The organism is Leeuwenhoekiella sp. CH_XMU1409-2 (assembly GCF_037029365.1).
Lineage (GTDB): Bacteria > Bacteroidota > Bacteroidia > Flavobacteriales > Flavobacteriaceae > Leeuwenhoekiella > Leeuwenhoekiella blandensis.
On sequence record NZ_JAYMEI010000012.1, the window covers coordinates 34,967 to 53,366 of the forward strand.

Here is an 18,400-nt window from a genome sequence, read left to right on the forward strand (position 1 = left end):
TCAGTATTTATAATTATAGAGGTATTCTTCAATAAGTTTTAAGTCGTCATCTTTGATGTTCTTAAGCCTATTAAACTCATCATAGATGTAATTGGTTGCAATACCTCTTGGGTCTGTAACCGTTGTTGTTCCTACCAACGGAGTGTACGCATAGGTAGTCACCAAGGCTCCGGAAATAGTTCTTAGATTATTATTTTGGGTCGAAGTAAGCCCACCGCTACCCGCATTAAAGGACCCCCCTAAAGCAGATAACACTTGAGCATAAGAAGCGTTTTGAATCTTAGCAATAGGGTATTTATCACTGTATCCCCATAAATAAGTAGTTTTTGATCCCTCACTCATACTCACCTCTTTAGGATTTCCTGAAGGATAATAGCTGTGAATTTGAATTCTATTTAAAGGTGTTGATGATCCTTTTGAGGTCTTAATATATTCTGGTTTAAAAATATTGGTATACCATTCCTTAAAAGTAGTTTCCTTGGTAGCTAATGTGCTTCCATCATCATTTTCCAATTCGGTTTTTATAACTGTATTAAGTCTATTTTGATCAACCATATCATTATAGACTGTTGTATTATAATCCTTAGGATATTTGTATATAGTGGTAAGCGTATCTCCGATACTTGTAGTTGTTTTTGAGCTACGCATCAAATAATCTATAGCTGGATCATAATCGTAAAGCGTTTGTTTTTTAAATGCTTGACCATTGTAATATTGCAGGGATGTTTGGAGGTAAGGTGACCCCACTCTTCCTTGAGCATAGGTTTGGCGCGTTTCAAAAGTAGAATACTGGAGTTGTAAACAAGTACTATTGGGATCATTACAAATAGATGGTTTACCTGGATTAACTGCAGTTCCAGGTGCATAAGGTCCAAAAAAGCCACTTATTTCAGCTTCAACATATTCATAAACATATTGTCCATTTCCTGGATCGTAAATTCTAATAAAATTGTAATTGTGAGATGGATTATTAGTTAAGTAAATGGTAGAGGCTCCGTAATGAATTTTATCTTGATAGAGGGTTCCTTCTGTTCCCACAGAGTCTGTCGCTGAAAAATGACGTGTTCCTGTTTGCTTACCACTAGTTGCATATTTTGCATATAAATTTGCGTTTGGACTCACTCCAGAGGACCACACTCCAACATGCCCTTCTGCACTGAATTTATGGTTTATATAACCATTATTTTCAGTCGCTGATATTTGCTTTTCAAAAACGTTTTTATATGCCACATGAGGTCGGTCTCCTCCTGACCAAGAATCTCCACGACGCATCTGTGTGCGCGTATTCACCCCCATTGAAACCTGAGTTTGGGAATTATCTTCCGGAGACCACATGGTATAGACATGATTTGTGAAATACGTTGGTTTAAATAAAATTACTCCTGAAGAATTAGCTCCGTTTATCTCCGTTTTGTAGATGTACTGTTTTTGCGTTTCTAACTCATTGTTGGCACTATAATTTTTAATATTTTTTATTCGAAATCCTGCACGCTCAACTTCCCCTGTACCGACATTGTTAGTCGTTGTTATTTCTTCTCGATGTATATAAAGACTAATATTATTGGGAGTTTGATAATTAACTCCTTTGGCCAATGTGATTTGATAGGTCCCTACTTCAAAATAGGTTTCTTCTTCTCCAATACTATAATTACTTGACCAGAACATATCAACCAATTCATTACAGGTCAATTGATCTATAACTTGATCATAAGAAAGGTGCGAAGCCTGAGGTCTCAATTGATCTGACCTCTTGAAAATATAAGCTTCACCATTACTACCAAAGTCTTCCGAGAAATCAACTTTATACAACCCGGCTTCTTCTATGGTAAAAAGAACACTACTCATCTTAGGTGCATTCCCATATTGATCAATGCAACAAGCCCCGCAAGAAGACGAACTTACAGTTCCACCAGTAAGTGACAAATAACCATACGCGATGTCTTCCGTACTTGAATTAATATCATTCACGGTATAGGTCGTTTTATTGGGTTCAAACTCAAAGATGGAATATCCTCCGGTGGGATACACCATTTTAGATAATGTCCCTATTACGGCGTGATTGAAACTCGATGAACGGTCGGCACCATCAAAATCATAGCCATCAATACTAACTTCTGGGTATAAATACATCCCGTTATTTTTGCCGTTATAAAGTCCTATATAATCTACGGAGGAAGAACTAAGTGGTGGGACACTGGATGGAGAGAAGTATTCAAACTGATAGGAAGATTTTCTGTTGGATCCCGATTTAATTTGAATACTGTCCAGTTTTAAGCGTTTATGAAAATTATTGGAAGAGCCTGTATTTCCAAAATACGAATGGAAAAAAGCATATCTTTTTAATAGTGATCCATCTGGCTTTTTAAGATCAATTTTATCAATAGCTGAAGAAGCTCCGAAATCACTTCTAGATTTATGCGTTACGGTCAATACTGTGGTATTATTATGCTTAATACTGGTCAATGTTTTTGGTTTTACCAGTACTTCAGTTAAAAAGGTAGTTAAGTTGGTAGCAGTCTCTGGGTTAGAGTGGTTGAGCTCATTGGAAATTGATGATGCAATGATATCAGGTTGATTTTTGACATAAGCTGTAGGTGCTGTATAGATAAAATCATAAGTATCCATTTTGTTTGGTGATTCTATCTTAGTGAGCGCCCAAGAAGAATTATATTCTTGAACTACCGCTCCTGGACCATTATCGGCCGCCATAGTTTTTGAAGGTTCTGCAGCATTAAAATAAAATTTAGTGCCATCATCTGCTATAATAGTCCATCCAGTAATTGAATTGCTGGTATCTCTATGCGCCGTTACCTTGATTCTTGGGTTATCTAAAGCAATGAATTCTTGAGAGTTCATATCATAAACAAAAGTATCACTTAGACCTAGCGCATTAAAGCTGTAGTAATCCACTTGAGTATCCAAATAGTTATCTCCAATAGCTTTGAGGAATTTGAAGTAGTCTATTCCTGCCTGCAAGCTTGGAAATGTAGAGGGAGGATTAAGAAATTCCTGAATTTTTTCGGCTAGTGTCGCGCTGGTCTGATATTCTGGATTAGAAATCGGAGCGTGATCTGGTACAGCTTTGTAGGGTTTATTAGAAATAGAAAAGTAATCATCAACCAGACCGTTTGTAATTCTACTAATTCTACCGCCAACGTTAAGGTTCCAACTAAGCCCAGCACCAGTTGCTACTTGTCTTACCCTAACGCCGGAAGCGTCATAGGATAAGGATATAGGAAGGTCAATTTCTTTACCATCAACAGTGTAAATAGGTACTGAAACTGATGGTCTACCTGAATAAAGATCTACAGGAGTATTACCATATTGCTCGAAAGCTTCTGCTTCAGGAGATTTAGGAATTTCTACGATACGTCTAAATTCTTCTTCAAAATTATAACTCTGTCCAAAAGTTAGCGTAGAACCAAGTAATGCGGTAAGGATTAGAAATCTAAATGAAAGTAATTGATTTTTCATATGCATATTTATAAATGAACCTCAGTATGTAAAGCAGTATATAACAGTGCTTTTGTTCATTTAAAATGACGCGTTATTTCTTGATAAAACAAATGAAGTTACTCTAGAATCATAAAAAATTTATGATTCTAGAGTAGTTGTATATAAAAAGAAATAAAAAATTCAGGCTATCTATTAAAAATATCCTACAATAATAAAATTAGATCTTGCATAGTCAATTCTAGACTACTAGGTTTGAAAAACTATGAACTTGGAAGCTCATCCAGCAAGGATTTAAGATATCCACAAACCCTGTTTAAAAGTCTACAGTTAAAGTATTAGGACTATTTTATCGCTTATACTAAACCACCTAAGGGCACACCCTTGAGGCATTGCTTCTTGCAAACGAATTTTCAATTTCGAGGCAAGCCTCGGAGTATTACCCCCCTTTTGCGGTACCAATAAATATTTACTCTTGAAAAATGGCTCTGGTTTCAATATAAACTCGCTCAAAATTTGCTTTGAGATCTTCAGTAGAATACATTTGGGAATGTTCAGGAAGCCCGCGAATAATTTCAGGTAAGTAAAATTTCACCTTCTTGTCTTTACCATCCGCAAAACTGATAAACTCTCCCGGTTTAAGTTTAAAGAAAATTTCTGCTCTTCGTTTAGAGACTTCCCGTTCCCCTTTGGTTATTCGGGTGTCTGATTTAAAAAGATTAGCGGCCTTACTGATACTTTTGGTAGGATTTTTTATGATTTCAAAAAAGCGCTCATAGTACTTGGCGGTATCGGGGTCATTGACTTTGCCAAAAAACTGGTAGGAGAGGTTACTAAGTATGGCTCTACTCGCTTTATCTCCGTACATCATATCATTTTGGATCTTATCCTGCATCACATAGAGGGTAGCAATATCATAACTGCGTAAAGTGGCCGGGATTCGATGCATATTTAATAAGCGAATGGTTGGCGCTTCTTCCATCATTAAAAAGGAAGGGCGTTGTCCGCGCACACTCATTTGTTTGGTTATCGTATGTATGATCGTGGCGATAACCGGTGCATAGGCAGCCTCGTATTTTGGATTATTTACTACGGATAGCAAACAGGGATTTGATGGGCTATTAATATTAAGCGGTACTTCATCTTCAGACAATACCATAAAAATGCTTTGGGTACTGATGCGTTTAAGCGCATTGGCCAAAGTGCTCTTGACACCTGCTGTCTGCCGCTCCGAATCTTTCCCACTGATAAAGGCATCAGCCATTGCTCTTGAGGTTGTATTGGTTTTTAGAAATCCTATAAGACTCTCGGTATCTAAATATTGATACACTGCGATCAGATGCGGTAGGGTGCATAAGTTAGGATAATCCGTCTTGAGTTTCCAGATGAGCCCACCGATCAAACCTTCCGCAGCATCATTAAAAAACTTAGTAGTTCCACTTACGCCGCTTTCTCGCTGTTCCAGTAGATTTTCAATAAGCACTTTGGCCACTTCGTTCACACTTTCCTCATTTTCCAAATAGCGCGGAGCAATCGGATTAACCTTATGAAATATCCTGTCGAAAGCGATTATTTTGAATGGAATGGATCCATTTTTAAACAGCGGATAAGCCATTTCTGTAAGTTCAAAATTTTTATAATCGTGAATCACCCCACAGAACTCTTCTTTTTGGAAATGCTGTAAAAATCCATATACTACACTTTCGGTTTTACCACTACCTGCAGCTCCAATAATTGAAACGCCCCGTTTAACATTATGCAATTGAAGTTTACCTTGATTCGTTTTGAAGGTCACGGTATAACGCGGTGCTATTTTATGGGGATTTTCAGAAGCATCTAAATAAACATATAGTGCAGTATTGATCAGCATCAAAGGACAGCTTAAGTACATAACCAAATCAACCCACGGCACCTCGGAGGATAGATAGTACAGTAGGGCAAGCACCAGCACAGCATTAATGCTAAAAGCATATTTGGTAAGCTTGAATAACACTACAAAGCAAAGGCAAGTACCCATACCAAAATAAAGGAACGACTGTAGTTGATCGAATTCCATAGTCTTAGATTCCGATGGAACTTGATTTAATGGCTACTTCAGCCCCACGTCTAAGCCGCTTAAATATTCGCAATGCTAGTTGCGCTTGAGAAACAGGTATGCCGGAGACCTTAGGCAGACCCGATTTCGACATAAGCTTAAATGCCAATGCCTTTTCATTAGCCGGTAATTTCAGCAGGGCAGCAAAATAGGCGTTGGTATTTTTAATAAAGGTTTTTCGCGCTTTATAGGATTCTGCATAGTTTCGTTGATAGGAAAACAGCCTGTCAAAAGATTTTTCAGCTTTGGAATAAAATGCATCCCTGTCAAAACCACGTTTTATGAGTCTTCCATTAATTTTAGTTTGAGAAGCTTTGTATTTACTTCCTGGAGAAAGGCTGATGGTATTGGATGCATCTTTTCTACTCACTATAATATGAATATGACTTTGATTTCCGGCTTTAGGCATACCTTGAACGATACGCTTGCCCTGTTGCTGATGTGGAGCTTGTTGTTCAAAACGTGCAATTTCCCTAGCTAGATCTTGAATTCTTCCCTGGGCACTCCCCTGCCTAATTTTACGAATTTCCGAATGGAGCTTAAGAATTTTTGTAGCATAAGGCTGATTCTCTCGAACTTGTATATCTGTACCTTTATAGGTACGCTGATGTTCTACTTTAGCAAAATACAATATGTCTTTAATGGCGATTGGACGCCCATCAAGCTCTCGATTGAAACAGGTTACATAGTCCTTCATCACGACACGCGTAAACGCCTTAAGATCCTTGCTGTTGTTTTGAAGTTGACCGAGTTCGCGCTGTGAAGGACTGATGGTTATAGAATAAAATTTGGGCTCTTTAGCTTTCAGTTTGGCAGTGTTTTGATCAATTGCTTGAACCACATGTTCCGGAGTGATATGCTCTTGGTTCTGATTAAAAAAATACTCGTGTTGTATATTGATGCCTTCTTCATTTTCCTTTTCCAGATAAGCTACAAACCTACCTGAACTTTTCTGGTAATTGCCGCCTTGTTTTTGGGGTGATATGCTGATGTACATAGGAATCGTTTTTAGGTTAATCTTCTTTTTGTTTTTCTCGAAACCGAGGTTGCTCAGACTCTTGAGCATATTTCTTTTCTACGATCAGGGGCTTTTCCTTTTGCGGCTCCAATTCAAAAAGGGACTGCAGCATGGCGTTGGTAGGTTTAGTTTGGGTCTTTTCGATATCGCGTATAATGGCAATAACCGCATTAATACGCTTTTTAAGGTTGGCCTCCATAGTTCTTCCTGAGGGTCCTAAGCGTTCGTTTGGCGAGAGTTCATTGACTTGAAAAAAATCAAGCATTTCTCGTAAGGCCATCGACTGCGATCTGGATAACTTTTTACTGAAGACTCGAAAATCTCGTGCTACAGATTCCTTGATGCTCAAGTTGACAAACCGCTCTTTTTCATATCCTTTATCCATTTTTCCGTGAATTTTTTGTAGTGTTTATTGGGGTCACTGCATTTTTCCATTAAAAATACCCGGTTGACCTTTAGAATATGCCTCTTAAAAATCACGCTTACCTCCTATTTTCATTGGGGTTAGCGTAGTATAGGACTGATTTGTAACCTCGCGTAGCGGGTTACCCTCTTGCTTTTCCTTTTCGTTCGCCCCAGGCGAACAAAATTTCAAACCAACGGATTCCATTTTTGATTGCATTAAAATGGTCCATTGCTTGCGTCGAGGAAATATTTCCAGGTATGTAAAATGGTATAGGTAGGTTATCAGCGAAAGTCAAAAAAAGGATATACCTACATAATTTAGTTGCTGTGATCCAGCCCTTTAAAGATAGTTTATTTTGCAAAAAAATGGTGGGTTCGCATAAAAAAAGACCTCTAAATAGTAAGAGGCCTTTGATACGGTTAGCTGTTTTACAAAATCCCTTCATCAGCAAAACTGTAGTAGTCTCCTTTGGGATTGATGATGATATGATCTAAAATTTTGATGTCTAAAAAGTCGGCACCTGCTTTTATCTTACGGGTCAGCTGCTTATCGGCTTCACTAGGTCTTAAGGTTCCACTCGGGTGGTTGTGCACTAAGATTAGTGCTACGGATAAAGATTTTAAGGCTACTGCGAAAAGCAATCTAAGATCCACTAAGGTGCCTGTGATTCCCCCTGCAGATATCTGATAAATACCTTTTACTTTATTGCTATTATTAAGCAATACGATTTTAAAGGATTCATAAACGGCAATAGTGTTTTGGTCCCAGTTCTGATAAATCACGTGGGCAGCCAGTGAAGAAGAGCTAATTTGTGGCCAATGCTCCGCCTTGCGTTTTGGTCTATAACTAAGACTTATTTCATTGATACGTGTATCCATAGTTTCTAGGATTTAATATTCATTAGGGAGCATCAGCATATCGTCTGTATAAAACATCCGTAATTCATTCAAAGGAAAGTCGGTGTACTCGTATTCCTCTTCCAATAGAATGGTTCCGTTGCCATCAGCATAGGTGATTTTCGCCTCTTTATGAGTCCGCTCTTGTACGCTGGTAGGATTGCGTTTAAAAAGAATCACAATAAAGTTGCTCTTGTTTTTAAGGCTTTTACACACTACTGCGGTGTCCGTAACTAGCCAGTGACATTGGGCTTGTTCTGCGAGGTATTTTATCCCCTCGGTATATCGTGCTTTTACAAGGGGTATTTTATAATAAGTTGTACTCCCACAAAACCCTTGTAGCTGCTCGATTAATTGTTTACTTTTAAAATTCATTTTAATCAAAGTTTAAAGTGAATAATGAGAGGGCAACTATCTAGGGAATAGACGCCCTCTTTTTTAATTTGATTTACTCGGGTTTAGTGCCCAGTAGTACAATCTCTGAAGCTTCTACTTCAGTTACATAGCGCTTAAGCCCTGCACTATCGGTATAGCTTCTGGATTTCAGTTTTCCGGTTAATGCCAGTTCTTTGCCCTTGGGTGCATAATTCTCAATAAGCTCGGCCGTTTTGCCCCACGCCACAATGGTGTGCCACTGGGTATCCTGTGTTTTTTCACCTTTAGCATTTTTGTAAAACTCATTGGTTGCCAATGAAAAGCGCACTACTTTTTTACCGCTTTCTAGGGTTGTTAGTGTAGGCTCTTGCCCTACGTTTCCGATTAATTGAACTTGATTTCTTAGTGTACTCATAACTCTAAAATTTAGATGATTAAAAATGCTGCCCAAACCCTTTGGACAGTTTGCTTTTATACCTTTAAAAAATGATTTACTTATGTTATCCTGAGCGTTTCCCTTTTTTGTTTTTAAGGTTTTTGATTCCGCTTCTTTTTGTATGTTTTGAACTGATTTCATAAGATTTCTTTTTGATTTACTTCCATTAGTGCCTATCGCTGTTCCCTTTTTTTGTTGCTGATACGTTTTCAAGAGTTTGAATTAGTAAGGACATATAAAAGCGAGGCACGAGCGGTTATGCTGTCCGTCTAACTTCAAACTATTGGTATTTTGCTTTCAAAAAAAGAGAAGTACAGCGATGCTGCTTAAGGGAATTCAAAAAGCTAACGAGGGAAGGTTTAAAACTTGAGAAGGGGAATTAAATGTTCAGATATGCACCTACATCCGATTTTGGGGTTAGTTTCATTTATTATTAGATAAACCTCCTCAGTGCAAGTCTATCTGCCGATAAAGGCAGGCCCATGAGGCATTGGATGGAAACGAATTTTTAATTTCGAGGCAAGCCTCTGAGTATCAACCTCTTTGGCGGCGCCAATAAAAAAGGGTTGAGCCATATAAATAACACGTGGTTCAACCCTTTTTAAATTTCAAGTATGATTACTCTTTAAATAAACTTCCTCGATTTAGTAATAGAGGTAATTATGCTACATCCTTTATGTATTGAGAGGGATATTTACCTAAATACCTCTTAAAAGCTTTTGAGAAGGATTCTGAGTTGTTATATCCAAATTCGCGAGATATTGCATCTATGGTATACGACTGTAATGTGGGATTACTTTTCAATTGATAGGCTGACTCCCTAATTCGCAGTTCATGAATATAGTTGGTAAAACTCTTTTCTTTATAGAAGTTTACTACTTTAGACAGGTAGCTAGAATTGGTATGAATAAGGTCTGCAACCTCTTTTAGTCTTCCATAGTTTATGTATAACTTTTGCTCTTCAAATGAATTCAATTCAGTCAAAATATATTCAACCACTTCAGGAGAAATATTTAAAGCTTGGGGCTTTTTGATCTCAACATCAAGGTTATTATTATTGGGATTTGTTACTATTTCCTTTTTCTCCTGTTTTTTGTCCAGCACACTATGAGTAACAAAAGCCTGAACATAGGTCATAGATAATACCCCAAAAAATAACTCTCTCTTGTAAATTACAAAAGTCAATAGGCCTACAAATGCAATAAAAAAATATAATTTCCAACCGCTTTCAGCAGTATTCGGCTGTTGATTAATTTCAGAATTTCCAATAAGATTATCAGAGTATATTTTTGAATTAAAGTATTTGACATTATAATTAATCTCCTCGTTAATCTCTAAAAACTTATGACTAAAGTCTAATTGTTCATCTTCTAATTCATACTCCATCGAAAGTTCAATCAAATTTTGATATACATTCGGTAAACTCAAATTCAATATGTCTTCGTGGGTATATAATGAATCTACCTTTACATAATATTCATAGGCCAATTGCTTTTCATTGAAAGCCATATGTAAATCCCCTTTCAGACTATTGTATATTGCTAATTCACCATTATCGAGAAAACTTGTATCGACAGCATTTAAAAAATCTTCTACTTTACTAAAATTTTTGGTTTTAGTTTCATAATAAGCAAAAGCAAAATTGCTGAATGTTTGCAGATACTTATTTTCTTTGTTACGAATAAATTCTTTAGCCCTTAATAAATAAGAATATGCTTTAATCTCTTCTGAATCCTCTAGATATAGATACGCCATGTTCTGCAACATATTGAAATAATCGGCCTCATAGTGTGATTCATAGTCCTCCTGAGCTTCTATGATATCAAGAGTCTTTAAAGAATAATCCAAATTAGGGATTCCCCAATGATCCTTTATTGCGGCGATACCAAAACGCATTGTTAGAATCTTATCAATATCATCAGAAGCTATATATTTTTCAGCTTCGATGTAATAATCCCAAGATCCCCTAAAATCATCTTGTATGAAAGAGTAAGCAGCTTTCAATAAATAGCCAATTGCCGGATAGCTAGAATTTCCCTTTAAATTTTTACTAACAGATATGACGGAATCGGCATAAGTCAAGTTCGTTTTCATGTCATAAAGACGAGACAGTAAATCATAACCGCGAGCTATTTTTACGGTATCATTTTGGGTTTTGGCACGAGCTAAATATGCTTTCGATATCAATTTTAAGTCAAATTCATCTCCATTTGAACCATAAATATCTATAAGTTCTTGATCTGAAAAATGATCAAATTGCTTGGATTCTTGTGCGCTGAAAATTCTAACGCCTAACAGAAGGAAGCAAACAACAAAGTAATTTTTTAACATAGTAGGATTTGGAACTAAAATCCTATTTAGGGGGTAGGATTATTATTTAACAATTATTTACAATAATACAAGTGAAATCTTAAATTTCCTTAAACCGAATGTTAATTCTACTTTGACTCTTGCTCTTAATTTATGAATCTCGATAAGTAAAATTATAAATTGGGACAAAGCCCCCCTATATTTGTTCTAAATATTTCTTATTATGCGCAATCTGTATTTAAAAACCAAAGTCAAAGCTTTTAACTTAAATGAAATGCTTTTCACATTGGCAATTATTGGAATATTGCTGTTGTTAGCCCTACCAAAGTTACTTCCGCTAATTTCAAAAGCTAAGAGTATGGAAGCTCAAATACAGCTTAAGTACTTATATAATTTACAAACGCAATATTTCTATTTGAATTCAACATATGCCGAGGACTTTAATTCATTAGATTTTGAAGCACCCGCAACCGTTAAGGAAAATGGAACTTCCAATTATGTGTATGAAATTGTAAACTCCACAAACAATCAATTCAAAGTGAAAGCTACGGCCATTACCGACTTTGATCGTGACGGTATTATGAATGAATGGGAAATTGATGAAAATGGAAACCCTAAACAACTTGTAAAAGATTGATTATCATCTTTAAAATCTTATTGCTTTTTACATTAATAACTATCTTCTTTCAAGATTACAGAAATCGATTGGTGTATTGGTTTTTATTTCCTATTGTAGGTATACTTTATAGTACACTACACCTCGAAAAAGCGGGCACCTTTCAGTTTGTAGTAAATTCGGGAATCAATTTAACGCTTATTGCCTTAATGCTTCTTACTCTTTTTGTTTACGCGCGAGCAATTTTAAAAAGGGCTTTTTTTGAAACATTTGGATTAGGAGATTTGCTTTTATTCGTGGCTATCTCATTTTCCTTTAGCCCTGCAACTTTTCTAGTACTGTTTGTTTGCTCCATATTGTTTAGCATTCTGTTATATATAACTCTGAAAAATAGAAGTACCCACACCACCATTCCATTAGCTGGAAATATTTCTTTATTTTTCAGTGTTATACTTGTATTAGATTGGTTGGGTTGCGCACCAGATCTTTATCTTATATGACAGAACGTTCTATTGAAATACCAGTCGCGTTGCAACAAATTATAGCACCTGAAGATGCCTATGCATATCGTGTTATTCCTTATGATAAAGTAAATGAGGTTTTTTACTTTTTGACAGACAATCAAGATCTTGAGTCACTTCAGAATGAGCTCCAGGTAATTTTGAACCTGAATGTATCGCTAAAACTTCACGCGTCTGATCAAATCGATAAACTTTTAAGTCTTCATTATCGAATCTCTGATCAAAAGGATGCTGAAGCTATCAGTTACTCTCAGGATTTTTTAGATAAGATTTTGATGACCGCAAAAGCTATTGGAAGTAGTGATGTTCATTTTGAACCGTATGAAGAACAATGTAGAGTTCGATATCGATTAGATGGAAAATTAAAAGAACAATTTTTTATCCCCATAGATGAGTATCCAATTATTGTAAATAAAATAAAAAACAGTGCGTCTTTAGATATTTCTCAAAATAGGCTTCCTCAAGATGGGAGAATCACCATGAGTATTGGCACTAACGAATTTGATATACGAGTTTCAACTTTAAGAACCTTGCATGGTGAAAGTATTGTTCTTCGCATCCTCAGTAAAGACACGAGTACAATAAACCTCTCAGATCTTGGATTTACCAAGAACGAACTTTCTACCTATAAAGAGGCTATAAAAAATCCAAATGGTATTGTACTGATTTCAGGGCCTACGGGTTCTGGTAAAACAACGACTTTATATGCGACCTTAAAATTATTGAATGAGTCAACAACTAAGATACTTACCATTGAAGATCCGATTGAATATACACTTGAAGGAATCAACCAAGTCCAGTTACGAGAAGACATAGGGTTGGATTTCCCTAGTGCAATGCGTACCTTTTTACGTCAAGATCCAGATGTTATCATGGTTGGAGAGATTCGTGATGTAAAAACTGCGAACATGGCAATCCGCGCAGCATTAACGGGACATTTAGTTTTGTCAACTATTCACACCAACTCCGCTTGGGCTACCATTTCAAGATTAATTGATATGGGCGTACCCCCATTTTTGATTGCCAGCACTCTTAATATAAGTGTTGCCCAACGTCTTGTACGTAAACTTTGTAATAGTTGTAAAGAAAAGGCTTTAATTTCTAAAGAACTTTTTCCTAAGAATTTTACTGTTCCTAAAGACCTGGAGTACCACTATACCCCACAAGGCTGTCAAAATTGTCATCATACTGGTTACAAAGGAAGGATGGCGCTGTATGAAATCATCCCCATTACCAAACCATTACAAAATGCTATTAAAGCCGAGGAATTAGAGATCGATGCCTATTTAAAGGAGGCACAAATTCCTCAGCTAAAGGATCACGCTTCGCGGCTAATTCAAGAAGGCATAACGTCTATCGAGGAAGTGTTTTCTTTATTAGTAAACTAATATACTTTATGAAAAAAATCCTGTTCATACTTTTCTTATTGTGCTCTACTTTTGTAAAATCTCAAGAATATACCCCACGTATAGAACAATTACATTACCAACTGGAAAGTTTAGAAGTAGATGTTCCGGGATTGCGAGAAACAATTAATATTGATCTTCAAAACACCACATTACCCAACCTGCTTGTTGCTATTTCCAGAATTCATAATATAAATATCAATGTAAGCCCTGACCTGAAGCAAATCACAGTTGCTAATAATTTTAAAGATGTACCGGTTATTGATGTGCTCGTGTTCTTGTGTAAAGAATATCAACTGACTATTGAGTTTACGGGTACGATTCTTTCTTTTAAAAACTACACGCCCCCAATACCACCCATTGAGCAACGTGTTATTCCCGTATCTTACAATCCCAACCGAGAATCCTTGAGTGTTGATCTAAAAAATGACCTACTCTATGATGTATTTAAAAAAATAACCTCAGTTACAGGAAAAAATTTAGTGTATAGTCCTGGTTTGGAAAACACGCCCTTGACGGTTTATATTCAAGAAATGCCCATTGATGCAGCCTTGGATAAATTGGCATTTTCAAACAATTTGATAGTATCTAAAACACGGGATAACTTCTATGTTTTTGAAAGTAAAAACCTCCCGGAGATGGCATCCAATAGTCAAGCTCCACAAAATCGTCCCGTACGCAGGAGATCGTCTAATTTTTATTTTCAGGTTTTAGACACGCTTACCGGAAGCCTAGAAGTAGATTTTGAAAACACCCCGATTGCTAATGTTATCTATGACATCAGTAATGCTCTTGACAAAAATTATTTTTTAGCTTCACCCCTAGAGGAAGCCGGCTCCGCTAGCTTAAAATCAAGTGCGATCACTTATGATGAATTGCTTCGTATTCTCTTTGAAAGCTCAGAAGAAAACAGCAATCCCAATAGAAGTAATTTTAACCCAAACAATCCAAATGGAGCCCAAAATCAACAAGGTGCCAGAGCTTCCAGTAGTTTCTCTTACAAAAAAATAGACGGGGTTTATTTCTTTGGCACTAAGGACCAACTTTCGGTTCGCTCTGTGCAGATCGTTCCTTTAATGCATCGTTCTATTGAACTGATGAATGATCCTATCCGTACGGGAAGAAGCGTGGGACGTACTGTTGGATTTAATCAAAACTTTTCAGGTATCGGGAACTCCAACTATAACAACAATTATAACAACAATAATGCTTCCTATAATGCGAATCAAAATCAAAACCAGTATCAACGTCAAAATACTTCTGGCCAAGAGAACGGAACCACTGAAATTTTAGAAATCATTCCAGAGGAAGTTAAAAACGGGTTAGACATACGTGTTGATAAAGAGCTGAATAGTTTTTTGGTGAGTGGTCCTAACAGCAATGTTAAACGCTTCAAAGACTTTGTTGAAGATATCGACAAGCCGGTCCCCGTGATTTTAATAGAGGTTATGATTCTTGAAATCTCAAGAAATGCAACGCTTGAAGCCGGAGTTGAATGGGGATTGGGAAGTGAACCTACCCAAACCCAGGGAAAACTATTCCCGGATTTGGATATGCAATTGGGTGCTGAAACGGTAAATAAGATTTTAGGCCGTATAGATGGTTCGAGCTTTTTTAATATCGGTACGGTGATGCCTAACTTTTTTGCTGCAATCAAAGCAGAAGAAACTAATGGTAACTTTAAGGTAAAGTCCTCTCCAAGAATTGCTACTTTAAATGGTCATCGTGCCTATTTCAGCAACGGACAAACCAGCTATTATGCGGTAACCAATCAGACCTTTATTGGTTCTCAAAATCCGGCCACTTCAGAAATTACCAACTATCAACCTATAGACGCTGAGCTTTCCTTAGATGTACGCCCAATGGTGTCCGGAGACGGTATTGTCACCTTAGATATGAAAGTAATTCAATCTAACTTCAATGGTGAACGTATTGCAGAAGGTGCACCTCCAGGCATTAATTCAAGAGAATTCACTTCACTGGTCAAAGCCAGAAATAATGATATTATTGTACTTGGTGGTCTGGAAGAAAAATCAAAAGATGATACAGGTACCGGAGTTCCCTTTCTATCCAAAATCCCGATTTTAAAATGGTTGTTTAGCAAACGGGTTCGTAGGGATACCCGAGCAAAACTGACTGTATTGATCAAACCTACTATTATTTATTAGGATGTCTGTAATTAAAAATTGGATACGACAAATAAAAGATGGGAGGTTGTTTTATGGCCTGGAGTTAACAGATGTAGATCAAACTCAAGAATACCGCCTAGTTATTTCTGAAATCAAAAATGATGCAATCGAGGTTGTTTCAAAAAATAGCTATGCGGATTTTGAGGAGCTCACCAAATTCATACCCAAAGGAGCTCAAGTCTGTCTGGTGTATAATACCCGTCAGGTCCTAAAAAAGAGCGTAGCAAAGCACGCTGATCCTTATAAACAAGTTAAGCAAGGCTTTCCCAATGTTAAGCCGGAAGAGTTTTATTATGAAAGCTATTCGGACGATGGATCAAACGCAATGCTTGCTATCTGCCGTCAAGAAGTAATCGACTCCCTAATCAAGAAGTTAGAAGCGCACAAAATTTATATTACGCAGTGGAGTCTGAACTCTATGTTGTGGGAAAGTTTTAGGCCCCAATTAGAAGCTCAAATTGAAGTTGAACCTACATTTTATTCCGCATTTACAGCGACCTATGCCAGTGCTAGTAAAAATAGATCTAGTGCTATTGGTTTTGAACATGCTCAGCAAATACAACAGCAGCAGTTCTATCAAGAGCGTATGTATAAATACGGCTTACCTGGAGCTGTAGGAATCATCCTTTTTGCACTTATAGTGAACTTTTTATTTTTTAACTCCTACTTTTCGGAAATTCAAGAATTAAGAGAACTTAACACCTTGAATTCAAACCAGAAAGAACTATTACTTCAACTACAAAAAACAGTCGCTAAAAAAGAACAACTTATTAAAGATGTACAGCAATCCTCCAGCTCTAAATCTTCCTATTACATCGATCAAATTATTCAAACGCTTCCTAAGGAAATAGGTTTAGACGAACTTGAATACCAACCCTTGGTCAAAGCGATTAAAGAAGATCAAGAAATCGAATTTGAAGTAAATACGATTGTCATACAAGGGAAGACTAATGAAACCCGCATATTGTCCCAATGGATTTCAGATCTAGAGCAATTAGTCTTTGTAACCAATTTAGCTATCTCAGACTTTCAAAAATTGGAAGACAGTAAAAACTCAGGTTTTAGGCTTAACCTTGAAATCAAAGAATAATGAAACTCATTCCGAAAAATAAAATCCTTGTCGTTAGTTTTCTTTTAGTAATTGTTCTGTGTTACTGGTTAGCCTTTTCAGAAACCTTAGCGCTACGAAAAGAATATCAAGAATTAAAAGCCCAGCAGCTTATTTCGCAAAATCTTCCGGTACAACTGAGTTCTTTAAAACAAAAGAACAAGCATTTTGACCAATTATTAAACACCTACCAAATTAGCGAAACCTCGTGGCAGAATACGCTTTTGGAGCGAATAGACCGATATGCACAACTCAATGCGTTAAAAATTTTAAAAGTAGATGCACCGCATATTATAATATCAAACGACTTAAATATCTCAAGTTATAAATTGCAACTGTCCGGCACCTTTAACGATTTGCTTGGGTTAATCTATGAATTAGAAAGCTTAAACAATCTAGGGCAGTTCTCTAATGTTCATTTTAAAAAAATAACAGACTATCGTACTAAGGATACACACCTTGAAATGGAATTTACGATTCAGGTGTTTAATTAAAATCAAGTTTTCGGTTTGAAGGGGAGCTTACATAATCATAAACGCGTTTATAGAGTGTATTGCGAAGAAGGTTTAAACCTCAGATCTAAGAGACCTAAAAGAAGTCGGTGTGCAGCCCATAGACAACCTGTTCTTGGTAATGCCTCTAGTTTACATGAGTGCTGGAGTATGGATTTTGTGACAGATCAACTCTACGATGGAAGCCGTTTCAGGGCCTTAACTGTAGTAGATAACTATAGTCGTAAATGTTTAGCGATATATGCAGGAAAATCCCTTAAAGGAAGTGATGTTGTTGGGGTGATGGATAATTTAGTTAATGATGCAAGAGTTTATCCTCAACGCATCAAAGTAGATAATGGAAGTGAATTTATCAGTAAAGTATTGGATAAATGGGCTTATGAAAACAAAGTGGAATTGGACTTCTCAAGACCCGGAAAACCTACTGATAATCCATTTATAGAAAGCTTCAATGGATCATTCAGGGATGAGTGTTTAAATACAAATTGGTTCTTCTCTTTGGAAGATGCTCAGGAAAAGTTCGATATTTGGAGGGAAGACTATAACGGGTTCAGACCACACAGTTCATTGGGTGACATGTCACCCAATGAGTACATTGAAGTCAATGAAAATAGCCCAGATTCTCTAGTTATGACCAGTACCTAAATATGGGAGGAGGTCAGGGAGGAGGTCAATCCCTTTACTTTTTATTTCAATTTAAGTTAAAACACGCGGGAGCAATACTGTGAACAAGTGCTTTCATAGAATAATTATTAGAACATCTTATAATAATAAAAACTTAATCCTGTGAAAAATACAGATAATATTATATACATATATATTAGAAAAAAATAATTACCCAGGCTATAGGAATTATTTTGAATTATAAGTCTTCCTTTTTTCCTTATTTCAAAAAAATACAAGTTCAAAAGATATGTAAGAATTTGGATTCCTATAAAATAAGTATGTATTTTAAAGTCTATATTTAAATTAAATAAAATTAAAATCAGACTTATTAGTGTCAATATATTATTTGTTTGACAAAATGAAATGAATCCTAAAACTGGTATTTCTGGCGTT

At 36.5% G+C, this 18,400-nt stretch carries 13 protein-coding genes and 1 pseudogene; 6 read left to right on the forward strand and 8 right to left on the reverse strand.

Features of this window, described 5'->3' with window-relative positions; genetic code table 11:
- The 8 genes from WA338_RS13070 to WA338_RS13105 form a co-directional block, all read right to left on the reverse strand.
- Positions 1 to 3,474: a hypothetical protein gene (locus WA338_RS13070; protein WP_273016019.1), complete on the reverse strand. Its 3,474-nt coding sequence runs from the start codon at positions 3,472 to 3,474 to the stop codon at positions 1 to 3.
- Between the two features lie 448 nt (positions 3,475 to 3,922).
- Positions 3,923 to 5,509, reverse strand: coding sequence for a type IV secretory system conjugative DNA transfer family protein (locus tag WA338_RS13075; protein WP_273016021.1), 1,587 nt, complete (start codon positions 5,507 to 5,509; stop codon positions 3,923 to 3,925).
- A gap of 4 nt (positions 5,510 to 5,513) precedes the next feature.
- A complete protein-coding gene (gene mobB / locus WA338_RS13080; RefSeq protein ID WP_273016023.1) occupies positions 5,514 to 6,545 on the reverse strand; it encodes a MobB family relaxase in 1,032 nt (343 codons plus the stop codon).
- Between the two features lie 16 nt (positions 6,546 to 6,561).
- Positions 6,562 to 6,951 (reverse strand): BfmA/BtgA family mobilization protein, encoded by a 390-nt coding sequence (locus tag WA338_RS13085; RefSeq protein WP_336093656.1) that lies wholly within the window; start codon positions 6,949 to 6,951, stop codon positions 6,562 to 6,564.
- A 449-nt stretch (positions 6,952 to 7,400) separates the two neighbouring features.
- Entirely contained in the window at positions 7,401 to 7,850 is a 450-nt protein-coding gene (locus WA338_RS13090; RefSeq protein ID WP_336093657.1) for a JAB domain-containing protein, read from the reverse strand.
- A 12-nt stretch (positions 7,851 to 7,862) separates the two neighbouring features.
- The gene (locus WA338_RS13095) at positions 7,863 to 8,243 is read right to left on the reverse strand and encodes a DUF6876 family protein (protein WP_336093659.1); all 381 of its coding nucleotides are present in this window, start codon (positions 8,241 to 8,243) and stop codon (positions 7,863 to 7,865) included.
- A 73-nt stretch (positions 8,244 to 8,316) separates the two neighbouring features.
- A complete protein-coding gene (locus tag WA338_RS13100; protein ID WP_336093661.1) occupies positions 8,317 to 8,658 on the reverse strand; it encodes a single-stranded DNA-binding protein in 342 nt (113 codons plus the stop codon).
- Positions 8,659 to 9,339: 681 nt separating this feature from the next.
- Positions 9,340 to 11,010, reverse strand: a complete 1,671-nt coding sequence (locus WA338_RS13105) for a helix-turn-helix domain-containing protein (RefSeq protein WP_273016651.1) — start codon at positions 11,008 to 11,010, stop codon at positions 9,340 to 9,342.
- Positions 11,011 to 11,212: 202 nt separating this feature from the next.
- Between WA338_RS13105 and WA338_RS13110 the strand changes: the two genes are divergently transcribed.
- The 6 genes and pseudogenes from WA338_RS13110 to WA338_RS13135 form a co-directional block, all read left to right on the forward strand.
- Positions 11,213 to 11,626, forward strand: a complete 414-nt coding sequence (locus WA338_RS13110; RefSeq protein ID WP_273016652.1) for a prepilin-type N-terminal cleavage/methylation domain-containing protein — start codon at positions 11,213 to 11,215, stop codon at positions 11,624 to 11,626.
- Between the two features lie 475 nt (positions 11,627 to 12,101).
- A complete protein-coding gene (locus tag WA338_RS13115) occupies positions 12,102 to 13,514 on the forward strand; it encodes a GspE/PulE family protein (RefSeq protein ID WP_273016653.1) in 1,413 nt (470 codons plus the stop codon).
- 8 nt (positions 13,515 to 13,522) lie between these two features.
- Positions 13,523 to 15,700 (forward strand): type II secretion system protein GspD, encoded by a 2,178-nt coding sequence (locus WA338_RS13120; protein WP_273016654.1) that lies wholly within the window; start codon positions 13,523 to 13,525, stop codon positions 15,698 to 15,700.
- 1 nt (position 15,701) lies between these two features.
- Positions 15,702 to 16,811: a hypothetical protein gene (locus WA338_RS13125; RefSeq protein WP_273016655.1), complete on the forward strand. Its 1,110-nt coding sequence runs from the start codon at positions 15,702 to 15,704 to the stop codon at positions 16,809 to 16,811.
- Positions 16,811 to 17,323 carry a type 4a pilus biogenesis protein PilO gene (pilO, locus tag WA338_RS13130; RefSeq protein ID WP_273016657.1) on the forward strand — a complete coding sequence of 171 codons (513 nt, stop codon included), beginning with the start codon at positions 16,811 to 16,813 and terminating at the stop codon, positions 17,321 to 17,323. Before WA338_RS13125 ends, pilO begins: the two co-directional genes overlap by 1 nt.
- Positions 17,324 to 17,341: 18 nt before the next feature.
- Positions 17,342 to 17,986, forward strand: a pseudogene (locus tag WA338_RS13135) (IS3 family transposase); the annotation flags it as partial.
- Between the last annotated feature and the right edge of the window lie 414 nt (positions 17,987 to 18,400).

What these genes read in the sequence shown, in the direction of transcription:
- WA338_RS13125 (WP_273016655.1), top strand. Translation starts at nt 15,702, where the DNA reads ATGTCTGTAATTAAAAATTGGATACGACAAATAAAAGATGGGAGGTTG.
- WA338_RS13095 (WP_336093659.1), bottom strand. Translation starts at nt 8,243, where the DNA reads ATGAATTTTAAAAGTAAACAATTAATCGAGCAGCTACAAGGGTTTTGT.
- WA338_RS13070 (WP_273016019.1), bottom strand. Translation starts at nt 3,474, where the DNA reads ATGAAAAATCAATTACTTTCATTTAGATTTCTAATCCTTACCGCATTA.
- WA338_RS13075 (WP_273016021.1), bottom strand. Translation starts at nt 5,509, where the DNA reads ATGGAATTCGATCAACTACAGTCGTTCCTTTATTTTGGTATGGGTACT.
- WA338_RS13085 (WP_336093656.1), bottom strand. Translation starts at nt 6,951, where the DNA reads ATGGATAAAGGATATGAAAAAGAGCGGTTTGTCAACTTGAGCATCAAG.
- WA338_RS13110 (WP_273016652.1), top strand. Translation starts at nt 11,213, where the DNA reads ATGCGCAATCTGTATTTAAAAACCAAAGTCAAAGCTTTTAACTTAAAT.
- WA338_RS13115 (WP_273016653.1), top strand. Translation starts at nt 12,102, where the DNA reads ATGACAGAACGTTCTATTGAAATACCAGTCGCGTTGCAACAAATTATA.
- WA338_RS13105 (WP_273016651.1), bottom strand. Translation starts at nt 11,010, where the DNA reads ATGTTAAAAAATTACTTTGTTGTTTGCTTCCTTCTGTTAGGCGTTAGA.
- WA338_RS13090 (WP_336093657.1), bottom strand. Translation starts at nt 7,850, where the DNA reads ATGGATACACGTATCAATGAAATAAGTCTTAGTTATAGACCAAAACGC.
- mobB (WP_273016023.1), bottom strand. Translation starts at nt 6,545, where the DNA reads ATGTACATCAGCATATCACCCCAAAAACAAGGCGGCAATTACCAGAAA.
- WA338_RS13100 (WP_336093661.1), bottom strand. Translation starts at nt 8,658, where the DNA reads ATGAGTACACTAAGAAATCAAGTTCAATTAATCGGAAACGTAGGGCAA.
- pilO (WP_273016657.1), top strand. Translation starts at nt 16,811, where the DNA reads ATGAAACTCATTCCGAAAAATAAAATCCTTGTCGTTAGTTTTCTTTTA.
- WA338_RS13120 (WP_273016654.1), top strand. Translation starts at nt 13,523, where the DNA reads ATGAAAAAAATCCTGTTCATACTTTTCTTATTGTGCTCTACTTTTGTA.